This is a genomic window from Agromyces sp. NPDC058126, from assembly GCF_042884595.1.
In the GTDB taxonomy this organism is placed as follows: Bacteria; Actinomycetota; Actinomycetes; order Actinomycetales; family Microbacteriaceae; genus Agromyces.
On record NZ_JBHVTS010000004.1, the window covers coordinates 98,501 to 118,801 of the forward strand.

Below are 20,301 nucleotides of genomic sequence, written 5' to 3' on the forward strand. Positions count from 1 at the left end.
ATCACGCATGGGAACGTGCGAATGCGGAGGTACTGACCGGTGCGTCCGCTTCGCGGGGCGCACGGTCCATTACCGCTCTTGCAACGGCACCGCGGTGGAAGACCGCGGTGCCGTTGAGCGCAATCGATCGTGCGAACCTATTGAGGCTCAGCAACCAAGTCGCGTGATTGCCGCAGTCGTGTTGACGCCGGTGTTCGCCGCCACGCTCACGGTGACTGTGGTCCCGTTGTATCCACGAACGGTGCCACTGGCCCGGGAGTTCGCGATAGATCTGACCGTTCCGAGGGGCGCCACCGAGTTACTCGCGGTGCATGAGGTGAACGTAAGCCGACTGCCGACGTATCCGGCGTAGCTGTAGGCACAGAAGCTACCCGCGGGGCAGCTTCCCACAGAGAAGGCGCTGACCGCAGTCGAGTCTTCGAGCGTAAGAACGGTGGCGCCGTCGTCCCACGCAACCTCATTCGGCGAAATCTGGACACCCCCGGGGAAGTCCTCGAGCACCTTGTCGATGCGGGACTGCATCTCATCGACAGGTGCAGCGGAGGCGGCTGGGGCGAAGCCAAGGGTGAGGACGGCAGCAAGTCCGACCAGGGCGAGCGAGCGCAGTTTCATTCGGGTTCTGTTCTTTCCCAGGCGGTGTACGCGACGACCGCCGGGGCGGCAATGTCGGTTCGGGTACCGCCTGTATATGTTGTTTCATACGACAGGATGTGCCCAGTCGTCGGCGACACGATGATCGTGTCGACGTAGTTGCCCGGATCTCGCGACGTCGTCGAGAAGGCGATGCCTGGGCGACCGAGCCTGTCGACTACTTTTCCTGTCGTTTCGATGTCGGGAAGCTCAGCAAGGAATGCGAGCAGTACGGATTCCTGCTTGGCCGTTAGCGTCCTTTCCGTCATGAGCACCGGGAGGCTATTGAGGTAGTCGCCTGCACTTGGATCTGGCGGCAAAGCGTTGTGCGCACTCAGATAGTCCGCAACTCGACCCGCTTCGTTTGGCGGCTCACTGAAAAGGAACTGATACTCGCCCGGGGCGAACGCCTGCTCCCAGAGAACGGTTCCCGGCGCGACCAGATCCTTCGCCGCAACGGATCCGGGCGGCGTGTACGGGTCGCCAGCGGAAACGGATATCGCACGAGATCCGTCCGGACGTTGCGTTATCTGCACTCTTTCGGGCACAACTGTGGTGGGCAAGCCGGATTCCTCCGGCATGATGCTCAGCGACCATGTCTGGAACCGCAAGACAGCGGCCGGACTATTAGGAGTTTCGGAGGACAGCTTCTTGCTCATGTTCAAGAGGAGAGACCTCGAGGATTCTGAGATGGGCGTGACTTGCAGCGGAACCGGTGTCGCTGCGACGGCGCGTGCAGGAGGCCAGAACATCGTCAACGCCGAAGTGGTTAGTGTCGAGATGATCAGAAGTGCTATGGCGATGTAGGCAAAGCCAAGGCGCGGTCGGAGGTCTATTTGCGCGCGCCAACGAGGAGAACGTGGGGTTTCGACAATCCTCGCGAGCACGTGACTGACTTCGACAGCGTCCGAGCCAATCATCGGCGCGGGATCGGCGCGCCCCATCAGATCCTTGATGAAGTCATCATCAATCATCGAACCTCACCCCCGCCGCAGGTCGAACACCAGACCGAAGGATTGAGTCCCGAACAGCCGCCCGCGCACGACTGATCCGTTTCCAGGTAGCTTGCTCGCTGCCGCCGACGACGATCGCGATCTCACTAGCGGAGAGCCCTTCCCAATACGTCAATCGCAAGACTTCGCGGTCCTTCGCCGATAGTTGGTCCATCGCCTCTCCGATGATTTCGGTTGCGGTGGAATCTTGGGCGTGATGCGCTTCTTGGTCCTTCAATTGGCGAAGCAAGTCAAGTTCCTGAGACGACCGTCGGTACATCGACCCGACCACATTCCAGAGAGTCTTGTAGAGCCACACTCTTCGGAATGGCTCTTGGGGGTCGTACTTGCGCCACGCGATCATGAACGTCTCCGCGGCTGCGTCCCTCGCATCTTCTCGGCTGGAGAGTCGGCGCTCCGCGGACCTCAGGAGAGTCGGGTAGTGCTCTTGGAAGAACGCAGCGAACGCCGCCTGTTCATCCATGAACCCTCATCCCACTAGCTGTTGACACTGTGTCAGTTGCGGCAGATTACGCGATCCTGACATAAGGACGAAATTCTTGCGCGCCAGCCCCAATGCCGGGTGAAACGTGTCGGCCGGCGAGTTCGTCCTTCGACGAATGCCGAATGAGTTGTCAGGTTCAGTCGCCCTCCCGCAACTTCATAGGCGAGTTCGCCATTTGGGCGGCTAGCACAGAGAAGGAGCTGAGCAGCCAACGATGACTGTTCCCTACCACCGAACCTGGATGGCACAGGACCCGGTGTTTCCGTTGACACGCTGTGCGGCAGGTAGCCAGCATGACCCTCGCCGTAACTGACATTCGCGCGGGCATCCCGCGCCGGGCAAGGGTCGTCGTCGTCTCCCACCGCGGTCTTCTGCGAGCGGCATTGGCTGGAGTAGTGAACTCCCGCTCCGAAGCCACAGTTGTTGCTTCGGCGTGTGAATCCTGCGAGACGGTGCCGCTCGTGAAAGCTGTCGCCCCAGATGTGCTGATCCTCGACCTAGATTTGCCCGAAATTGACGATGGGGATGTAGTCCGCGCCATCGTTCGGGCGAGTTCTCGCGTGCGCATGCTCGGGTTCGGAGGGCGCGAAGGGAGCAAGTCTGCACGGCTGATCGAGCGCACAAGGACCGGACTCGTCTTGCCTGATTCAGCAGAGCCAGAACTTCTAGTCAGTGCGGTCAACTTGCTCATACGAGAACATCGACCCGAATCACCGCCGCGCTCGAAACGCCCGCGTCCAGCGTTGTTGACCAGCCGACAAGAACAAGTTCTCGAGCTCGCAGCCCGAGGGCTCACCAACGTTCAAGTCGCCTCCGCCCTCGAGCTGAGCGAAGGGACCGTCAAACGACACTTGTTCGATGCCTTCCGGCGTCTCTCAGCGAATTCGCGCATTGACGCCGTGAACCGGGCGCGAGCAATGGGCTACGCCGTCTAACCCGTGCAAGCATCGGGGCCATCTTGCTCCGCTGATCGGCTGCGAGTCGCAAACGCTCGATGCGCACACGAGAGATGTGTCGATTGACACAACTTTTGCTGGGACGCGAGGTTCCCCAACGAAAGGTCGCGGTCAGGCCTAGTCCCAGTCCAGGTCGACAATTGGCGGGCTTGATTCCGTTTCACATGTCGACACCCACTCGCGGTTAGCAAGGACGAGAGTCTCTCTATTGAGGGACCGAGATTCTAGGCTCATCGCGACAAGGCCCACGAACGGAGAACCAATGGAGAACACGACTCAGCTGGCAAGTGAACCCAAGGCGGCCTCGCCGTGGCGACAGTATGGACTGATCGGCGTCGTGGGTATCTTGATCGTGCCTGGGGCCATCGTGCTCGCGTTCAACAGTTGGAGCGCCCCCGACGACGCAGCATACGTTCGCATGGCATTTGCGCTTGTTGCCGCATACACCGTCGCCGTCATCACAGCACTTGGGCTCGTGGCGCTCAGCCTCGTCCGAAGGACCCGCCGTGCAACACCCATGTTGATTGCACTGGCGGTGATCGTTATGACTTTCGCAGTCGGCGGGCTCAACCTCGCCGCCGAGAGCCTTCTCCGGGTCCTCTCGAACTAAACCCGCTTCAAATGCAGCGAGGTGGAACCTGCCGGGGTAGTTCGTACCGCGGAGTCAACCGCGGTTCTTGACTGCTCTGAGCGGATCCTTGGGCACTGCCAACACGGCCATGGGAATGATCGAAGCAGCCATCAAGAGGTACGTCATCGCCGCGGTTTGGACCACCTGAGGCATCGTGGCGGCAATATTCGCTCCGAGCAATGCCAGAGTAGCGATCGTCCACAAAAGGCTGCATGCGAGGGCGGTGATTGCGCAAACGGTTGCTTCGATGGCAGTGACGAGTGCGACGTTAGGCGCGGCGTGGCCGCTTAGCGCGTAAAGGGAGTATTCGTCTCGCCGAAGCATCATGGCGAAGCCAAGAAACAGCGTGCCTGCTGCACCGGCGACGATCCATCCGAACCGAACGACTCGGCTGTCCCATTGCTCGATTAGCGAAGGCGCTCGGTCGCGCTGGAGCGCAGCGATCTTCAAGGCCGATGATTCTTCGAGCGCTACAGGAATGTAGCCCTTAATGGCCTCCCGTGCACCGGGCGCAGCCTCCACCCAGCATTCGAGCGCCTCGCCTGTCGCGGGTGAGACGCTGTACAACCATCGCGCCTGATCAGGCGCGCGGTCGTCGGTAGACACGATCGTTGGATGGTCAATCACCGACCCGTCATTTAGACGCACACGCGAGTCCGGGAAGATCCCCAGCTCTCGCGAAATATCGGCTCCCACCGCACCATCGCCGCTAGCTTGCCATGGTGCGATGACGCTCAAGTACTTGGGGCTTACGACTGCGCGCTGAAATGAGACGCCTGGAGCGAATTCTGTGCTCATGGCGTTCTTTCGAATGATGGCACCTGCCGCATTGATCCCGTCGATGAAGTTCATCGACTCACACGCCGACGCCGAGAGTGCGCCGTCATCGGCGGTCACGACCAGGACGTTCGCACCCAATCGCTCGTTTAGCCGCAGCGCAGTGAGGGCTTGATCCATTGACATTCCCTCAGCGATAGCAGGAGCGGCGAGAGTGGCGGTGAGAAACACAATGGTCAATATCGATCTCCACGGACGAGCACAGACACCTAGCAGCGCCTCGCGCAACACGGAACCGGGTTTCATGCTGCGGCCTCCGAATGTTGGAGCTGCCCGCTCCGGAGCCGAATCGTCCGGTCACATGCTGCTGCTACAGATTCATCGTGGGTGGCCACGATCACAGTCCGTCCGTCCGCTGCAGCTATTCGGAGGGCGTCGATTACATGCTGGGTGTTCGAAGCATCGAGCTGGGCGGTCGGCTCATCGGCCAGCAGGACCGACCCTGTACTCAACAGAGCCCGTGCGACCGTCACACGCTGCACCTCTCCACCAGACAGCTCGCCGACGCGGGACCATGCCCGATCAGCCAGACCAAGTGAGTCAAGCGCGTGCAAGGCGAGTCTGCGGGCGTCACGGTGTGAATACCCATTGGCTATGGCTGCGAGCGATGCGTTGTCCACCGCGGTACGCCCAGCGAGCACCGAATTGACCTGAAGCATCCAAGAGAAGTTTCGGAAGCGAGGCTCTAAGGCATCGGGAGGTCCCGGCATGGTCACCGAACCTTCCACGGGCCGCACGATGCCACTAATGATCCCGAGGAGGGTGGATTTTCCGGAACCAGATGGACCCATCAGGGCAGTGATTGTGCCGGCTTCGAAGCTGCAGTTAACGTCTCGAAAGAGCCACGTACTATCCCGCGCGAATTGGTGGCCAACGTCATTCAGTTGGATACGCATGGTGCGTCCAGTACCTCCGATGGATTCGCGAGAATCGAACGCGATTCTCCGAATTCCCCGGCGACCCGCGTTTCGCCAATCGCCCCACCGAGCACCGTGATTTCGACGATTCTGGGCGCGCCCGAACTCTTCTCGGCTCTGAACCCCACGCAGTAGGTCCCATCGCGGGCTGCCATGACGGCGCTCGGCGGCACAGACCAAGCCGAGATCGGCTCGGCCCGACGCAACGTTCCATTCGCCTGCGCCGGCTTTCCATCGAGAACAGCCGCCACAGCAGAGGGGTCAGCGAAGGGAGCGGTTGCATCGCCTGAGAACTCAAACTCCTGGCCTTGCAACTCGATGACAAACCCTTCCTCAGCGGTCACTCCTGCCCCAGCATCGACGCTCGCCGACGTGAGAATGGCCCGGCCGTTCACGACCGCGGAGCCTTGCGCGGGTGCCATGGCACCAACCGACGCAGCGATTGATTGGATTGGGAAAGCATCCGTCGGCAACCAGATCAACCATGAAGGATCAAAGCTGATCTCCCTCCACGGCGTCTCGGATAGGTCGACGCCTACCTTCTCACCCAACAGTCGGATTCCCTCGGAGGTCTCCCAATCCCAGGAATCCCCCGTTCCAGCCGGCATCGCCCAGCGGGCGAGAAGCTGATTGAGCATCTCCACATCGGCGCCCTCTGCACCAAAACCCAGAGGCCTATGAAATGGCCGAGGCGTGCTGGCAGCAATACGGCGAACATCATCGATGGCCAGCACTGGCTCGCCATCCCGAATCACGCGGTCCTTGTCGGGGACTACCTCGGTCACCACTCCGGACCAGCCCGGTGCGAGTAGCGAAGCCCCATCCGCCCACTTCATTTCGAGAGCGGCTGGTCGGGCATCGTCATACTCCTTTGCGCTGACCGGCACGTACACTGGCTCCGCCGCGGGCTGGAGTTGCTCCCGAGGAAGCGCGAGTCCATAAATCGCTGCAACAAGCCCCGCAGCAGGCACAGCGAACGCGACTCCCAGAACGAGCCACGGCGCTCGCGCCGTCACCCGCGTACGCGAAAGCAACTTCAATGCTCGTGCCGATCCTCTGATGTGGCAGGCACGGAGAAGAAGCCTGGGTACTCATCGACACAGACCATCGCTTCTTCGAGGTCTTCGAGCTGGGACAACGTATCGAAGATCTCGGTTGACGTTGCGTCCTCAGGCAGCTCGACTCCCGCCGTCGTTAGGCAGTCAATTACATCGCCTCGCTGATCTTCACGCTCCTCCGGGGAGAGGAGTTCCTGGTAGGCCCACAATTGTCCAACCTCTGAGAGGAACTCCGGCAGGCACGCCTCTGCCTTTGCGTTGATCTGCTCCACGTCATCTTCTGTGGCTGCTGTGACGTCGTAGTCGAATGTGAGCTCGTTGTTACCCACGGTCCTGACCTCGCTCGGTTTCGCACCAGCAGCGATCACGCAATCGCGCTGCGCCATCACAGCGCGCTCATATTCAGTGCTCGAAACTTCACCGTCCTCGATGATCTCGCGTTGGAATTCTGACGTCTGGTCCAGCAGTCCTTCAAGGTTGAGAGCTGCGGGTTCACTTTGGGATGAGCAGGCAGAAAGAAGCGCAATGGTTGCAGCCGCCAGGCTCAGCGCCTTCACGCGATTAGAGACAAACCTCATGGTGACCTCCAGAATGTTTGATGGGGTCGGAGCGCGTGACGTGCGCTCCGACCCTCTGGTCTGACTTATTGGATGGCGACGGTCGGCTTGCCGCCGGTCCATTCACCGTCGTGGTACGCCTGGCCCCACACGTTCGTGCCGAGCTTGAACTTCGCGACGATGGACTTGCTACGTTCGGTAAAGAGCGGGACGCACGCCGCCTCCCACCCGTAGGTGGTCGAGTAGGCGGACCCACCTGCGAGCGTCCCTCCAAACTTCGCTTGGAATCCGCAGTAGTTTCGGGGGTATCCGTCGCCGTGGCTTACTTTCACCCAGTCGACTTGCGAGCCGCTGCCGTGCACGGCCAGGCCTGTCGTGCCACCTGTTCCGTGGGAGAGCGCCACCCCGATTCCATCCGCGTAGGCCGGAACTGCGCCAAGGGCCAGCGATACTCCGAGTACTGCCGTCAACGCTCCGGTGACTGCAGCCATCTTCTTCTTGTTCATTTCACCCTCCTAGGAGATTCGGACCGTCGGCCATCCGGGGGCCCACGCACCGTCGTGGTACATCTGCCCGGTGACGTTGGTGCCCATTACGAAGTTCTTGTTCACGGAACGCGACAGACCCCACGGAAGGATCGTGCACGACGCCGTATACCCATACGTCGACGAGTACGATGTGCCGTCCGTGAGCTTTCCCGTGAACTTCGCCTGACGGCCACAGCGGGACTCTCCCGGCGTCATGTCGTTGTGCCCGATGTTGACGCTGGTGATGTTTGAGCCGCCCCCGTAGACCGTCATGTCGGTGTACGCCCCGACTCCGTTGTGGGATAGATCCGCCCCCGAACCAGTTGCGAAGGCCGGTCCGCCAACGAGCGCAACAGCGCCCGCGACGACTACGCCCGCGGCTGCGAGCAGTGAGAGCTTTCGTCGTTTCATACTTCCCCTTTCATAGAATCCGCGAAGGTCGCGTGCTGCACAGCATCCGGAGTGCTGTCCCGGGGTGTCAAGAACCCCGCCGGCCGGAAAGCAGGCTCCCCGTCCGTAGCAGGTGAGGGCTGGCGACGATCTGAACCAGTCGCCATTTCCCGTGCGACGCAACCTTCCACCCAAGTGCCGTAAAACAACCGCTGACCAGCAGCAGCGGCGGAACCGTGTACCGACACGAGATCCACTCGCGTCAGCATTCGGACGGCAGAGAGGACTAGCTCACGACGCGGCTATTCAGCCCTAAGGGATGTGTCACTCGACACAACGACCTTCGAGCTGCGCGCTTGGTTCAAGTCGCTTAGCGCAGATTGGCGCAGCCTCCCCAAGGCCAATGCTTCCCGTGAGTTGCCGCTGATTTCCCCCCTCTGGCTGCCGATTCGGGTCGCGTTGCCATCGTGGTCGCGGCGACTGCGGCCAATCACCCACAGGGCGAAGGCGAAGCGGAGATCGCTTGACCGGCTTGTCGCAGTGTCTGCACGCTGGGCTACGCGATTCCGTGCAACGTCACGGAATCGCCTAGACCATTTGCTCGAGTTGTTCGAAGGAGTACAAAGGATGAAGCTCGCCAACCTGACAGGTATTGGTTGCGTAGTCGCGCTCTCTGCGGCCCTAATCAGTTCCGGACCTGCAAACGCGACGGACGAGCGCAACGGCTACCAGGAGTGCAACGCACCGCGAGTCGTAGCCGTGACGAGCACAACGTCTGGGTCGACTCCCTTTGCAGTTGGCCACCGGGTCGGGTCGTATTCGAAGGGATGGAACTCCCCTGGCTACTACGTGTGGAAGTCGCCCCTTGGTGGCGGAACTTGGCAGATCTCCACGACTGGGCGGATTTCAAGCGGTGGCGCAAGCTGCACCGCGTAGAACCAAATGACCGTGACACAGGCAGTCGCTGCCAAAGCCCTGGCGGCTTTCGCAATCGTCCTCAGCCTTGGCGGTTCGCTGGTCGCGTGCTCCCCCGAGCCAGAGGCGACCACCGGCCTGTCCGCGAGCGAGCGAGAAAGGCACGTGCAGTACCTGGCGCAGATGGCCGAGTTCTACGCGATCGAGGCGCCTCCGATTGTCGAAGTCGAGCGCTGGGTGCTCCCGGAGGAAGTAACCGCAAGCGTGGATTCTTGTCTCCTCGATCTGGGCTTTCGCCGATTGCCGGACACAACCTGGGAGGTCCCGGAAGAGCAGTGGGCCGCATTCCAGCGCGAGTCGTACGTGTGCACTGCACGGTACCCACCGATGCCGAAGTACACAGGAGAATGGACTGAGCGGCAGATCTCCATCCAGTTTGATTGGACGGTTGACGAGGTAATCCCCTGTCTGGAAGCTCGCGGATTCAACATCAGGGATGTGCCGAGCCGGCAGGTGTTCCTCGACAGCTACCTGTCAGATCCGTTCTACCCCTTCAGCCAAGTGCCAATCAGTCTCACCAACGAAGAGCGATACGGCCTCGAGACCGAGTGTCCGCAGATCGCACCCTCTCCGATGCTCTTTGGCGAGATGGAGGTTGAATAGTCAGCAGCGCTCCGCAGCAATGCCAAGACCGTCGCATTCACCATCGAATGGATTCCGGGCTGATCACCTTTGCGTATCTGGCCGAGGGTGGCCGCCGCAGGTGCGAGAGGATCCGGCAACTCCTCTCCTGCTCGGGCAGCGGAGCTGCCTGGCCGAGCATGGGCCAGTTGCCTGGCTTGATGATGTTGCGGATGACGAAGTCTGGGAGCACAGCAGCCTGAGGTTGAGTTCGTCCGCGCCCCGTGATCCCGCTGGAAGGGCGTACTGAGTCCCAGAGGCTACTGGCTGCGCCCATCTTCCTCAGCACCGGGTGGCGAAACGGCACCGGCGAACACTTCCACGATCACCTCAGCGAGCCGCGGCGAGATTGAGGCCCAATACGTCACGTCGGCGAACGTCATCATCGATTCACCGCGGAGAACTCGCTGCACGCGATCTACGCTCCGCGCTTCCGCGTCTGGGAACTCCGGGGCGTGATCATGCACCGTCTCGCCCCGGCCTTTCAGCTCCGCTCGAATAGCGATGGCGATCTGGTGTTGCATCTGCGCCGCTCGGAACCGAGGCCCTCCGGGCGCGACACCGTCGACCGGAATCAACGGCTCCTGCTGCTTCCCGAATCGACTCGGCGCAGTCGAGAGCTTGCGGGGAACGAAGGAGAAGCCTCCGGGCTTCGGCTGGCGTGGCACGGATCGAGGCTAGCCTTCGATCGGCGGCCAAAGCTCGCCATACGCGGCCTCGAGGCGAGCAACCGTCAGCATGTCGGGCCAAGAATTGCCCGCCAAGATTGCACTCAACGTCGATCGATCGACGCCGCTCCGCGCCGCCGTGATCCGCAACGATTCAGCGCCGCGCGCCGCGGTGAGTGCGAGCACGAGCACGCGAACTCGTTCGGCACTTGGATCCGTGCACGGCTCAGCGGGCCAGCTCCTCGAGCTCGCGCTGGGGGCGTCACGGGTGGTTCGCGGGGCCATGTCCGAAGGCTACCCCAGCGGAATCTGCCTGATTTTGCACCACATCGACCGAATTCCGTTTCCCGCCGCGCACTCATGCAGCATGACCCCCACCCTGCGTTCTTCGCGCGCCCACTTCCGGTTCGCCGATCGGATCAGTGAGCCGATGTCCATCCGGTCGTACCCGCGACACGACGCATCGCCGCGCGACTCGCCGGCCCTCCAGTCCGCCATCGCTCGCAGGCGGCGTCAACCGCTGCAGCGGAGCGCAGCTTTTCGCGGTGATGGAGCCAGTGACGCCCTCGTTGCTGCGCTCGGATGCATCGAGTCACGCCCAGGCCCGAAATGCGTGAACACCATGTGCTTCGGCGAATCCGGCTGGACCTTGAACGATGCGGAGCAGCTAGCTGGCCAGCTCGGGACCTTCCGGCGACTCGTCGATGGCGGTAAGGTGCAGAATGTTGCTGTCCGTATCTACGGACAGCTTCCACTCGAGTGTTTCGAAGTCATGGACCGGTATCAGCCGTCCATTCCGACGGCGCAGTGGGAGCGCATCCGTGAATTCGTCATGGACGCGGCGGCTATCGCTGCGCCGCAGTGCGCCTACACAGAAGGTCGTCTCCTCACGATGATCTCGGGCTACGTCGACTGGGCGCACAACCAGGCCGGATTTCCGCTCGACGCAAGGATCATCTTCCGTCGCGAACTGATCAATCGCTACTACAACGCGGAATCGGGCCGGCTCGCAGCTGGAACCCTTCGCAACTACCGGTCGGGCGTGCTCCGGGTCGCCGAGATCCTGACTCCTGAGTCGAGCCCGAAGGCGATGCGGCCGCTAAATACGCGAGCGACTTATCCGCCGTACTCGTCGGACACGCTCCTCCGATTCCGTACATGGGCGAAAGCTCAGCCAACGCTTCACTCGAGGCGAAGCGCGACGATCATTCTCGCTCTCGCCGCTGGTGCGGGGTTGAAATCACGTGAGCTCGGTGGGGTTCGGTTCCAGGACATCGCGATCGACTCCGATGGCGTTCTCGTCACCGTCACCGACGGAACTCCGCGAGACGTCCAGCTTCTTGCTGAATGGGAACCCGACCTCAAATGGGCGCTGTCCGCGGTTGACGGCGCGAGCCCCGAGCACTACTTCCTCGGGCTACCAACGCGGACAAACTACCCGAATCTCGTGAACGCCTTCGTTGCGAAGAGCCAAGGCATCCCGGGCTTGCCGAAGCCGCAATCCAACCGCCTGCGCAACACCTGGCTCATCACGCACCTCCCGGCTCGGACCGACATGCGTGCACTCATGAAAGCCGCAGGTATTTCGAAGTTCGAGAACCTCGCCGCCCTCCTCAAGCATCTCCCCGAACTCGATAGCGACGAGTACAGAAGGCTCCTCCGGCTGGAGTCGGACCGATGAGGGCCAGCGATCGAATTCGGCCCGCACTGGACGCGGCGGACGCAATGTTCGAAGGCTTCGGCAAGAGCCACCACCACTACCTTCGGATCGAACGCAATCGGCCTTTGGAGGCCTATGTCGATGACGCTGTCCGTGTGATCGATAGATCGAACACGCGGTCGCTCATTGAGCAATGGGATCGCGAGGACCATCCGCGATCGCGCCCGGGCAGGAAGCCCCAGATGGCGGAGCTCACCGTGATCGCGCTCATGCTGATCCAGGCCCGGATCGACAGCGACATGCGGTGGGTATCACTCAACCGAACGATGATCCAGCTCACTGTCGAACAGCAGCGGGCAATCTGGGCCAAGCCCGATCCGGATGGGAACTGGTATCACGTACTGCGCCGGGCATATCAACGACTCGAACCGATGATCGACGCGTACCCAGGCCAGCGCAAAGTCGTCCCCGATGCCGCTCAATACCGGCGGACGGTCGCCGCACGCGACGAGAAGAAGATGGCAATCCGCCGCAATCGATTCAACGAACTCATCGACGGCCTCCTCGACGCAACATTCAATCTGCAGCCCAGGTGGCTCCGACGAGCGAGCAAGGGCAACATCGTCCAAGACGCGACCCGATTCGCGATGTACGGCGCGCGCGGTAACCCGCTGTACCACGACCTCGAGTCCGACAGAACATCCATCAACTTCGACGCAGGGCGGTACAAGCGCGGCGGCGATCACGACGGCAGCACATCGAAGAAGTCCAAGACCGAATGGGCTCTTGAGGCCGAGATCGCGATCATGGCGAAGAACGAGCCAGGGAAGCCTGCTGAGTTCCCGCTCATGATCCTCGGCTACGACTTCCACGTTCCGGGCGAGATCAAGGGCGCCGCCATCAAGATGGTCGAGAGCCTGCATCGCCGCGGGTATCAGGCCGGGCTCTATATCTCCGACCGCGCATATGCCCCCTACGGTGGCCAAGAACTCATGGAGTGCCTGGCCGACCACAATTACCACGCCGTCTTCGACTACAAGCTGAAGGACCGTGGGACGAAAGGCTCTGCAGAGGCTGCTCGGGCGCCCGGGCCGCGACCACGCGGGACTTCGTCGCGCAGGCGCGCTCCGGCCGTTATCGCTCGAGCCGACAACGCAGTCGAGCGACTGAAGCAGAACGAACACGTGATCATCGTTGCCGGCTCCCCGTATCTGGCGCAGATGCCAGAGCACCTCCAGGATGCGCACCTCCTGTACACAACCGCGAAGCAGGAACTCAAGGCGCGTGGTCTCCCGAAGGCCGCCTACCGGAAGGCGAAGGCAGCCGAGAAGAGCCTGCTCGCGCAGCGGCTGCTCGAGCGTGAGGTGTATCGACTGCGGCGCCGAGGCACACGCCGAAGTGACGGCAGCCAGCAGTACTCGTACCCCTCGCCCGACGACTACGGCCTCCTCATCGACGCAACGACCGGCGAGATCGTCGATCCCCCGAAGCAGAAGACCGTCGTGATACCCCGCAAGATCGAATGCCGTCTCCAGCTGCACTCGTACGACTCGGACGCGTGGAAGGCGCACTACGGCCTGAGAAACACCGTCGAAGGCGTGAACAACATGCTCAAGGGAGAGAAGTCCACCGACATCGGGAACGCACGCAAGCGCGCTCCCCGCGGCAATACATTCTCTGCACTGACAGTCGGCCTGTCGCTCGTCGCGCTCAACCTCCAGAAGCTCCTCGCATTCTTCCGGGAGCGGCTGGCGAAGAAGGCGCTCGGCTCCGCCAACGCGCTCGACTTCACCACGTACTACTCGGAAGACGATCTCCGGGATATGCGTAGGCGACTCCCCAGCCCGCGAAGCGACGAGGATCCCCCGCCGCAACAGTCATAGGCGCCTCGCTGCCCGCCTGACACCCGCTCGACACCGCGTACCAGCGGCTTCGCCCTGCCCGAAAGCAGGGCGATTCGGCGTTTAACGGTCGCCAACAGCCCAGTACGCCCCGCCCCGGCAGAATCACCACAGCCGAGACCGTGCAAACGACGTCCGCAACACGCGAAAACGGCCCGGAACCTCATCGAGGCCCGAGCCGTTCTCTAATTCGCTAATTGATCTCCGCGATTTCGCGAAGACCCCTGTCGTGCGCGAGGGGGGACTTGAACCCCCACACCCTTGCGAGTACTGGCACCTGAAGCCAGCGCGTCTGCCAATTCCGCCACTCGCGCATGTGTGGTCGCACCGAAGTGCGTCCAGCCACGAGAGCCTAACATCTCGCGCGCCACAACTCCATTCGAGGCCCGGGTCACCCCCGCCGGCGACTCGTCGCGCAGCCGAGCACGAGCCGACGAAACCCTTGGCAAACGCTCCGAGTCGGGCCGACACCTCGCGCCGGCCCGCCGCCCGGGAATAGCATCGAAACCCGGGTACCGGCGCCCACGACCGATGCGACGAAAGGAGCGCCCACGTGACCCACTCCCCCGACGAGCGACTCGACCTCAGCCGCATCCGCGGCTGGCTCTTCGACCTCGACGGCGTGCTGACGCCCACGGCGACCGTGCACATGCACGCCTGGGCGAGGCTGTTCACCCCGTACCTCGAGCAGCACGGCGCGGCCCCCTACACCGAGGCCGACTACTTCGCCCACATCGACGGCAAGCCCCGGTACGACGGGGTCCGCAGCCTGCTCGCGAGTCGCGGCATCCGGATCGCCGAGGGAGAGGTGAGCGACGCGCCCGAGCTCGACACCGTGCACGGCCTCGGCAACCGAAAGAACGCCGCGTTCAACGAGACCCTGGCCGACGAGGGCGTGGCCGCGTATCCGGCGAGCGTCGCGTTCCTCGACGCGGTGCAGGCGGCCGGATGCCACGTGGCCGTCGTCTCGAGCTCGAAGAACGCGCCGGCGGTGCTCGCTGCAGCGGGCATCGCCGATCGCTTCGAGGTCGTCGTCGACGGCGGCTACGCCGCGGCCGAGCGCCTGCCCGGCAAGCCGGCGCCCGACACCTTCGAGCGGGCTGCCGAGCTGCTCGGCCTGCCGACGACCGCCTGCGCCGTCGTCGAGGACGCCGAGTCGGGCGTGCAGGCCGGAGCTGCCGGCGACTTCGGGCTCGTGGTCGGCGTCGACCGCGGGGTCGGGCGCGGCACGCTCGAACGCCTCGGCGCCGACGTCGTCGTCGACGAGCTCGACGAGCTGATCCCCGGCATCGAGACCTCCGCCGGAGATCCGACCGCCGGAGCCCCCGCAGACCGAACCCCCGCAACCCGAGAGGACGACGCATGAGGTTCGCCGACACCGACCCGCTGAACCGCAGCCGCTTCCCGGTCGACGAGTGGGCGCTCGTCGAGACCGAGTTCGGCGATGCCGACATGGGCCGCACCGAGACGCTCTTCGGCGTCGGCAACGGCTACCTGGGCCTCCGCGGCAACGTCGAGGAGGGCCGCGACGGCCACATGCACGGCACGTTCGTGAACGGGTTCCACGAGACGTGGCCGATCCGCCACGCCGAGGAGGCGTTCGGCTTCGCGCGGGTCGGGCAGACGATCGTGAACGTGCCGGATGCCAAGATCATCCGCCTCTACGTCGACGACGAGCCGCTCGTGCTCACCGAAGCCGAGCTGCGTTCGTACGAGCGCCGGCTCGACTTCCGCCTGGGCGCCCTCAGCCGGTCGATCGAATGGCGGACGCCGGCCGGCAAGCGCGTGCTCATCACGAGCCGCCGCATGACGAGCTTCACCGATCGCCACCTCGCGGTCATCGACTACGAGGTCGAGCTGCTCGACGCCGATGCGGCGGTGACGATCTCGAGCCAGATCCTCAACCGGCAGGACGGCCGCGACGAGTACCGCAGCGGCGTGATGCAGACGGCGGCGGGCGCCTTCGACCCGCGCCAGGCCGAGCAGTTCACCGAGCGGGTGCTGCAGCCGCGCGTGAACCGCGCCGAGGGCGGTCGCTACGTGCTCGGCTACCAGTGCACCAACTCGGGCATGACCCTCGCGGTCGGCGCCGAGCACCAGATCACGACCGACAACCCGTTCACCGAGACGGGCACGATCGGCGACGACCTCGCCAAGCACGTGTACCGGGTGCACGCGAAGCAGGGCATGCCGATCCGCATCACGAAGACGGTGAGCTACCACACGGCACGCAAGGTGCCGGCGCGCGAGCTCGTCGACCGGTGCGACCGCACCCTCGACCGTGCCGCCGAGCTCGGCACGGGCGAGCTGTTCGCGCAGCAGCGTGCCTGGCTCGACGACTACTGGGCGCGGTCCGACGTCGAGATCGAGGGCGAGCCGGTGCTGCAGCAGGCGACCAGGTGGAACCTGTTCCAGCTCGCGCAGGCGACGGCGCGCACCGACGGCGGCGGTGTCGCCGCGAAGGGCGTGAGCGGGTCGGGCTACGGCGGGCACTACTTCTGGGACAGCGAGGTCTACGTCCTCCCGTTCCTCAGCTACACGGCGCCGATCGTCGCCCGCAACGTGCTGCGGTTCCGCCAGCGAATGCTCGACGCCGCCCGTGCGCGGGCGCTCGAGCTCAACCAGCTCGGGGCCCTGTTCCCCTGGCGCACGATCAACGGCCAGGAGTCGAGCGCGTACTACGCGGCCGGCACCGCGCAGTACCACATCGACGCCGACATCTCCTATGCCCTCTGCCAGTACGTGGCGGCCACGGGCGACGAGGAGTTCCTCGCACGAGGCGCGATCGACATCCTCGTCGAGACGGCCCGCATGTGGGAGGACCTCGGCTTCTGGCGTTCGAACGCCGACGACGTGTTCCACATCCACGGCGTCACCGGCCCCGACGAGTACACGACCGTCGTGAACGACAACCTGTACACGAACGTGATGGCGCGGGCGAACCTCGCCGCCGCGGCCGCGGCGATCGACACCCTGCAGGTGCACGACGCCCCGGGCTACCACCGGCTCGTCGAGCGGCTCGGCGTGACGCCGGCCGAGGTCGCGAGCTGGCGGCGCGCCGCGGCGCACATGCACATCCCCTTCGACGAGCAGCTCGGCATCCACCCGCAGGACTCGGCGTTCCTCCAGAAGGAGCTGTGGGACCTCGAGAACACGCCCGACGACCGTCGGCCGCTGCTGCTGCACTACCACCCGCTCGTGATCTACCGCTTCCAGGTGCTGAAGCAGGCCGACGTGGTGCTCGCCCTGTACCTGCAGGGCGACCGCTTCTCGGCGGAGGCCAAGCGGGCGAACTTCGAGTACTACGACCCGCTGACGACGGGCGATTCCACGCTGTCGGCGGTGGTCCAGTCGATCATCGCGGCGGAGGTCGGGTACCACGAGCTCGCGATGCGGTACTTCCGTTCGGCGCTGTTCGTCGACCTCGCCGATCTGCACCACAACGCGGCCGACGGCGTGCACGTGGCATCCACCGGTGGCGTCTGGAGCGCGCTCGTCTCGGGCTTCGGCGGCTTCCGCGACCACGGCGGGCGGTTCACCTTCGATCCGCGCCTGCCCGACGGGTGGTCGCGGCTCACCTTCCGGCTGACGCTCCGCGGCACCCGGCTGCGCGCCGAGCTCGAGCCGGGGGCCATCACCTTCACGGTCGAGGAAGGCACCGGCGCGACGGTCTCGGTGCGCGGCACCGAGGTGACCATCACGGCGGATGCCCCGGTGAGCGTGCCGCTCGACGGGCAGGGCCCGCGCAGGCACGGCTCGCCGACGATGCGGGATGTCACGGGCACCAGGCGGGCGGACGGTACCCTGCTGACGGCATCGATCCCGACCCTGTCGCTCGACGCCGACGACATCGAAACGGTCATCCCGATCGACTGATCCGGGGTGTTGCCAGCCGCTCGCGCTAACATGACGCGAAGTCAGACACCGGAATCGGGAGACCTGTGGGCCTACTGGACAACTTCGAGAAAGGTCTCGAGCGCGCCGTCAACGGCGCGTTCGCGAAGACCTTCCGCTCGGGGCTGCAGCCGGTCGAGATCACCTCGGCCCTGAAGCGAGAGATCGACACCAAGGCTGCGGTCGTGTCGCGCGACCGAGTGCTCGTGCCGAACAACTTCACCGTGCGCATGTCGCCGGCCGACCACGACCGCATGGCGTCGCTCGGGCCGGCGCTCATCGACGAGCTCGTCGACCTCGTGCAGCGGCACGCGGCGAGCCAGCACTTCCAGTTCGCCGGGGGCATCACGATCGGCCTGCGCGCCGACGAGGGGCTCAGCGTCGGCATGGTGCAGGTCGACTCGCAGAACGTGAAGGGCCAGGTCGCCTGGACCCCGGTGCTCGACGTCGACGGCAAGCGCTACCCCATCCTCAAGGGCCGCACCGTCATCGGTCGCGGCAGCGAGGCCGACGTCACCCTCGACGACTCCGGCGCTTCGCGCCGGCACGCCGAGGTCCAGTGGGACGGCTCGCGCGCCCGGGTGCGCGACCTCGGCTCGACGAACGGCACGCAGCTGAACGGCGCCGCCGTGAAGGACTCGATCCTCGAGCCCGACTCGGTCATCACCATCGGTCGCTCGCGTATCGTGTTCCGGGTGCTCGCGCAGGCCGCGGGCGGCGCCGGCGAGCCCCGCCGGGCCGCACCGGCGACGCAGCGCCACGACATGGGCGGATTCTGGGGAGCGGCCGAATGAGCGAACTGACGCTGGTCGTCCTGCAGCTGGGCTTCCTGATCCTGCTGTGGGTGTTCATCTTCGCCATCGTCTACGCGCTGCGCAGCGACCTGTTCGGGCAGCGCGTGCGCAAGCTCCAGCCCGAGACGGCGACCGCGGCCCCCGCAGCGGCCTCCGCGTTCCCGAGCTCCCCCGTCCCCTCGGCGGCGCCGACCGCCCCGGTCTCGACGCCGTCCGCCTCGGGCGGCGCCGGCGAGATCGCCTCGAGCTCCAACGCGACGCGGCTCGTGATCACGAGCGGCGCGAAGTCGGGCGTCGAGTTCCCGCTCGGTCGCGACGAGATCACGATCGGCCGCTCGAGCGACTCGGCGATCATCATCCGCGACGACTACACCTCGACGCACCACGCACGTCTGATGCTCTGGAACGACCGCTGGATGATCCAGGACCTCGACTCGACGAACGGCACCTTCCTCAACGGCTCCCGAGTGACCGTGCCCACCCCGATCCCGCTCGGAGCCACCGTGAAGGTCGGAGCGACGACGTTCGAGCTGCGGCGGTAGCCCATGCCGACGGTGAAGGCGAGCGCAGCGGTCTCGCACGTCGGGCGGGTCCGCTCGAACAATCAGGACTCCGGCTACGCCGGGCGCCGGTTGTTCCTCGTCGCCGACGGCATGGGCGGCCACGCCGGCGGCGACGTCGCGAGCGCGATCGCGACCCGTCGCATCGCCGAGGCCGACACCGACTACGACAGCGCCCCCGAGGCGGCCGCGGCGCTCGAGGGCGCCCTCATCGCCGCGAACCGACGGCTCGCCGAGACGGTGGCCGATCACTCCGAGCTGACCGGAATGGGCACGACGGTCAGCTCGATGCTGTACCTCGGCGACCGCGTCGTCATCTCGCACATCGGCGATTCGCGCATCTACCTGCTGCGCTCGGGCGAGCTGAGCCAGATCTCGACCGACCACACCTTCGTCCAGCGTCTCGTCGACGCCGGGCGCATCACGGCCGAGGAGGCCATGGTGCACCCCCGCCGTTCGGTGCTCATGCGCGTGCTCGGCGACGTCGAGGCCTCCCCCGAGATCGACCAGATGGTGCTCGACACCCGTGACGGCGACCGGTGGATGCTGTGCTCCGACGGGCTGTCGGGCGTCGTGTCCTTCGACGAGATCCACGAGTTCATGTCGGCCGACGTCGGCGCGAAGCAGGTCGCCGACCGCCTCGTGAAGGCCTCGCTCGACGGCGGCGCCCCCGACAACGTCACGGTCGTGCTCGTCGACATCGGCGAGCCCGCGGCTCCGGCGACGCCGCCGCTCATCGTCGGCTCGGCCGCGGCGCCGCTCGCCTTCGGCGCGGCCTCCGAACCGGTACGGCCGCGAGGCATCCGTCTGACGCCGTTCAGGCCGCACCCGGTGCAGGAGACGCACTTCGAACCCGACTCGGCCGACTTCTTCGACGAGCTCATCGAAGAGGACGCCCGCCGTCGTCGCCGCCGCCGCTGGGTGTGGGGCTTCTGGATCGCGATGTTCATCGCGGCGATCTTCGCCGCGATCGTGCTCAGCTACCAGTGGACGCAGACCCGCTTCTACGTGGGCGAGTCGAACGGACGGGTCGCCATCTACCAGGGCATCCAGCAGAACCTCGGCCCGATCTCGCTGCACGAGCTGCACACCGAGACCGACATCGACATCGCCGAGCTGCGCGCCTACGACCAGCAGCGGGTCGAGCAGACGATCAGCGCGGGGTCGTTCACGGAGGCCTTCCAGATCGTGCAGCGCTTGGAGGAGTCCCTTGACTGACCATGCCGCG

General features: G+C 64.5%; 21 protein-coding genes and 1 tRNA gene. 10 read left to right on the plus strand and 12 right to left on the minus strand.

Annotation, left to right across the window (positions count from 1 at the left end; all coding sequences use genetic code 11):
- Positions 1-147 precede the first annotated feature (147 nt).
- From ACFVTR_RS13050 to ACFVTR_RS13060, 3 genes are read right to left on the minus strand one after another with little or no spacing between them, the layout of a single operon-like run.
- Positions 148-612, minus strand: a complete 465-nt coding sequence (locus ACFVTR_RS13050) for a peptidase inhibitor family I36 protein (RefSeq protein ID WP_387037903.1) — start codon at positions 610-612, stop codon at positions 148-150.
- Entirely contained in the window at positions 609-1,604 is a 996-nt protein-coding gene (locus tag ACFVTR_RS13055) for a hypothetical protein (RefSeq protein ID WP_387037904.1), read from the minus strand. The genes ACFVTR_RS13050 and ACFVTR_RS13055 overlap by 4 nt, the downstream gene beginning before the upstream one ends.
- Complete coding sequence (locus tag ACFVTR_RS13060) at positions 1,597-2,106, minus strand: RNA polymerase sigma factor (RefSeq protein WP_387037906.1); 510 nt, start codon at positions 2,104-2,106, stop codon at positions 1,597-1,599. Before ACFVTR_RS13060 ends, ACFVTR_RS13055 begins: the two co-directional genes overlap by 8 nt.
- A 587-nt stretch (positions 2,107-2,693) precedes the next feature.
- Here ACFVTR_RS13060 and ACFVTR_RS13065 point away from each other — a divergent pair.
- Both ACFVTR_RS13065 and ACFVTR_RS13070 read left to right on the plus strand, forming a co-directional pair.
- The gene (locus ACFVTR_RS13065; RefSeq protein ID WP_387038477.1) at positions 2,694-3,062 is read left to right on the plus strand and encodes a response regulator transcription factor; all 369 of its coding nucleotides are present in this window, start codon (positions 2,694-2,696) and stop codon (positions 3,060-3,062) included.
- A 283-nt stretch (positions 3,063-3,345) separates the two neighbouring features.
- The gene (locus ACFVTR_RS13070; RefSeq protein ID WP_387037908.1) at positions 3,346-3,693 is read left to right on the plus strand and encodes a hypothetical protein; all 348 of its coding nucleotides are present in this window, start codon (positions 3,346-3,348) and stop codon (positions 3,691-3,693) included.
- Positions 3,694-3,747: 54 nt separating this feature from the next.
- Here ACFVTR_RS13070 and ACFVTR_RS13075 read toward each other — a convergent pair whose 3' ends face one another.
- The 6 genes from ACFVTR_RS13075 to ACFVTR_RS13100 form a co-directional block, all read right to left on the minus strand.
- Positions 3,748-4,671, minus strand: coding sequence for a hypothetical protein (locus ACFVTR_RS13075; protein ID WP_387037909.1), 924 nt, complete (start codon positions 4,669-4,671; stop codon positions 3,748-3,750).
- A 122-nt stretch (positions 4,672-4,793) separates the two neighbouring features.
- Positions 4,794-5,447 (minus strand): ABC transporter ATP-binding protein, encoded by a 654-nt coding sequence (locus ACFVTR_RS13080; protein WP_387037910.1) that lies wholly within the window; start codon positions 5,445-5,447, stop codon positions 4,794-4,796.
- Entirely contained in the window at positions 5,432-6,355 is a 924-nt protein-coding gene (locus ACFVTR_RS13085; protein ID WP_387037912.1) for a hypothetical protein, read from the minus strand. Before ACFVTR_RS13085 ends, ACFVTR_RS13080 begins: the two co-directional genes overlap by 16 nt.
- A gap of 149 nt (positions 6,356-6,504) precedes the next feature.
- Positions 6,505-7,083, minus strand: a complete 579-nt coding sequence (locus ACFVTR_RS13090) for a hypothetical protein (RefSeq protein WP_387037913.1) — start codon at positions 7,081-7,083, stop codon at positions 6,505-6,507.
- 86 nt (positions 7,084-7,169) lie between these two features.
- A complete protein-coding gene (locus ACFVTR_RS13095; protein ID WP_387037915.1) occupies positions 7,170-7,589 on the minus strand; it encodes a hypothetical protein in 420 nt (139 codons plus the stop codon).
- A 9-nt stretch (positions 7,590-7,598) separates the two neighbouring features.
- On the minus strand, positions 7,599-8,021 hold the full coding sequence (locus ACFVTR_RS13100) for a hypothetical protein (protein ID WP_387037916.1): 423 nt from the start codon (positions 8,019-8,021) through the stop codon (positions 7,599-7,601).
- 921 nt (positions 8,022-8,942) lie between these two features.
- On the opposite strand from ACFVTR_RS13100, the gene ACFVTR_RS13105 reads away from it, so the two are divergent.
- Positions 8,943-9,578, plus strand: coding sequence for a hypothetical protein (locus ACFVTR_RS13105; RefSeq protein WP_387037918.1), 636 nt, complete (start codon positions 8,943-8,945; stop codon positions 9,576-9,578).
- 278 nt (positions 9,579-9,856) lie between these two features.
- Here the strand turns inward: ACFVTR_RS13105 and ACFVTR_RS13110 are convergent, their stop codons facing one another.
- On the minus strand, positions 9,857-10,264 hold the full coding sequence (locus ACFVTR_RS13110) for a hypothetical protein (RefSeq protein ID WP_387037919.1): 408 nt from the start codon (positions 10,262-10,264) through the stop codon (positions 9,857-9,859).
- 9 nt (positions 10,265-10,273) lie between these two features.
- Positions 10,274-10,372: a hypothetical protein gene (locus tag ACFVTR_RS13115; protein WP_387038479.1), complete on the minus strand. Its 99-nt coding sequence runs from the start codon at positions 10,370-10,372 to the stop codon at positions 10,274-10,276.
- Here ACFVTR_RS13115 and ACFVTR_RS13120 point away from each other — a divergent pair.
- Complete coding sequence (locus ACFVTR_RS13120; protein ID WP_387038506.1) at positions 10,335-11,945, plus strand: hypothetical protein; 1,611 nt, start codon at positions 10,335-10,337, stop codon at positions 11,943-11,945. The two genes, ACFVTR_RS13115 and ACFVTR_RS13120, sit on opposite strands and share 38 nt — an antisense overlap.
- Before the next feature lie 44 nt (positions 11,946-11,989).
- Positions 11,990-13,807, plus strand: a complete 1,818-nt coding sequence (locus ACFVTR_RS13125) for a hypothetical protein (RefSeq protein WP_387037920.1) — start codon at positions 11,990-11,992, stop codon at positions 13,805-13,807.
- Positions 13,808-14,055: 248 nt separating this feature from the next.
- On the opposite strand, the gene ACFVTR_RS13130 is transcribed toward ACFVTR_RS13125, so the two are convergent.
- Positions 14,056-14,139, minus strand: a tRNA-Leu gene (locus ACFVTR_RS13130).
- Between the two features lie 239 nt (positions 14,140-14,378).
- On the opposite strand from ACFVTR_RS13130, the gene ACFVTR_RS13135 reads away from it, so the two are divergent.
- From ACFVTR_RS13135 to ACFVTR_RS13155, 5 genes are all read left to right on the plus strand, one after another.
- Entirely contained in the window at positions 14,379-15,191 is an 813-nt protein-coding gene (locus tag ACFVTR_RS13135) for an HAD family hydrolase (protein ID WP_387037922.1), read from the plus strand.
- Positions 15,188-17,701, plus strand: a complete 2,514-nt coding sequence (locus ACFVTR_RS13140) for a glycoside hydrolase family 65 protein (RefSeq protein ID WP_387037924.1) — start codon at positions 15,188-15,190, stop codon at positions 17,699-17,701. Before ACFVTR_RS13135 ends, ACFVTR_RS13140 begins: the two co-directional genes overlap by 4 nt.
- A 65-nt stretch (positions 17,702-17,766) precedes the next feature.
- Complete coding sequence (locus ACFVTR_RS13145; RefSeq protein ID WP_387037926.1) at positions 17,767-18,513, plus strand: FhaA domain-containing protein; 747 nt, start codon at positions 17,767-17,769, stop codon at positions 18,511-18,513.
- Positions 18,510-19,055, plus strand: coding sequence for an FHA domain-containing protein (locus ACFVTR_RS13150; RefSeq protein ID WP_387037928.1), 546 nt, complete (start codon positions 18,510-18,512; stop codon positions 19,053-19,055). Before ACFVTR_RS13145 ends, ACFVTR_RS13150 begins: the two co-directional genes overlap by 4 nt.
- A gap of 3 nt (positions 19,056-19,058) precedes the next feature.
- A complete protein-coding gene (locus tag ACFVTR_RS13155; RefSeq protein ID WP_387037929.1) occupies positions 19,059-20,291 on the plus strand; it encodes a PP2C family protein-serine/threonine phosphatase in 1,233 nt (410 codons plus the stop codon).
- Positions 20,292-20,301: the final 10 nt, after the last annotated feature.

Bases quoted from the DNA above. Each gene is read 5' to 3' on its own strand.
- ACFVTR_RS13050 (WP_387037903.1), bottom strand. From the start codon at position 612: ATGAAACTGCGCTCGCTCGCCCTGGTCGGACTTGCTGCCGTCCTCACC.
- ACFVTR_RS13055 (WP_387037904.1), bottom strand. From the start codon at position 1,604: ATGATTGATGATGACTTCATCAAGGATCTGATGGGGCGCGCCGATCCC.
- ACFVTR_RS13060 (WP_387037906.1), bottom strand. From the start codon at position 2,106: ATGGATGAACAGGCGGCGTTCGCTGCGTTCTTCCAAGAGCACTACCCG.
- ACFVTR_RS13065 (WP_387038477.1), top strand. From the start codon at position 2,694: ATGCTCGGGTTCGGAGGGCGCGAAGGGAGCAAGTCTGCACGGCTGATC.
- ACFVTR_RS13070 (WP_387037908.1), top strand. From the start codon at position 3,346: ATGGAGAACACGACTCAGCTGGCAAGTGAACCCAAGGCGGCCTCGCCG.
- ACFVTR_RS13075 (WP_387037909.1), bottom strand. From the start codon at position 4,671: ATGGATCAAGCCCTCACTGCGCTGCGGCTAAACGAGCGATTGGGTGCG.
- ACFVTR_RS13080 (WP_387037910.1), bottom strand. From the start codon at position 5,447: ATGCGTATCCAACTGAATGACGTTGGCCACCAATTCGCGCGGGATAGT.
- ACFVTR_RS13095 (WP_387037915.1), bottom strand. From the start codon at position 7,589: ATGAACAAGAAGAAGATGGCTGCAGTCACCGGAGCGTTGACGGCAGTA.
- ACFVTR_RS13100 (WP_387037916.1), bottom strand. From the start codon at position 8,021: ATGAAACGACGAAAGCTCTCACTGCTCGCAGCCGCGGGCGTAGTCGTC.
- ACFVTR_RS13105 (WP_387037918.1), top strand. From the start codon at position 8,943: ATGACCGTGACACAGGCAGTCGCTGCCAAAGCCCTGGCGGCTTTCGCA.
- ACFVTR_RS13120 (WP_387038506.1), top strand. From the start codon at position 10,335: ATGTCGGGCCAAGAATTGCCCGCCAAGATTGCACTCAACGTCGATCGA.
- ACFVTR_RS13125 (WP_387037920.1), top strand. From the start codon at position 11,990: ATGTTCGAAGGCTTCGGCAAGAGCCACCACCACTACCTTCGGATCGAA.
- ACFVTR_RS13140 (WP_387037924.1), top strand. From the start codon at position 15,188: ATGAGGTTCGCCGACACCGACCCGCTGAACCGCAGCCGCTTCCCGGTC.
- ACFVTR_RS13150 (WP_387037928.1), top strand. From the start codon at position 18,510: ATGAGCGAACTGACGCTGGTCGTCCTGCAGCTGGGCTTCCTGATCCTG.
- ACFVTR_RS13155 (WP_387037929.1), top strand. From the start codon at position 19,059: ATGCCGACGGTGAAGGCGAGCGCAGCGGTCTCGCACGTCGGGCGGGTC.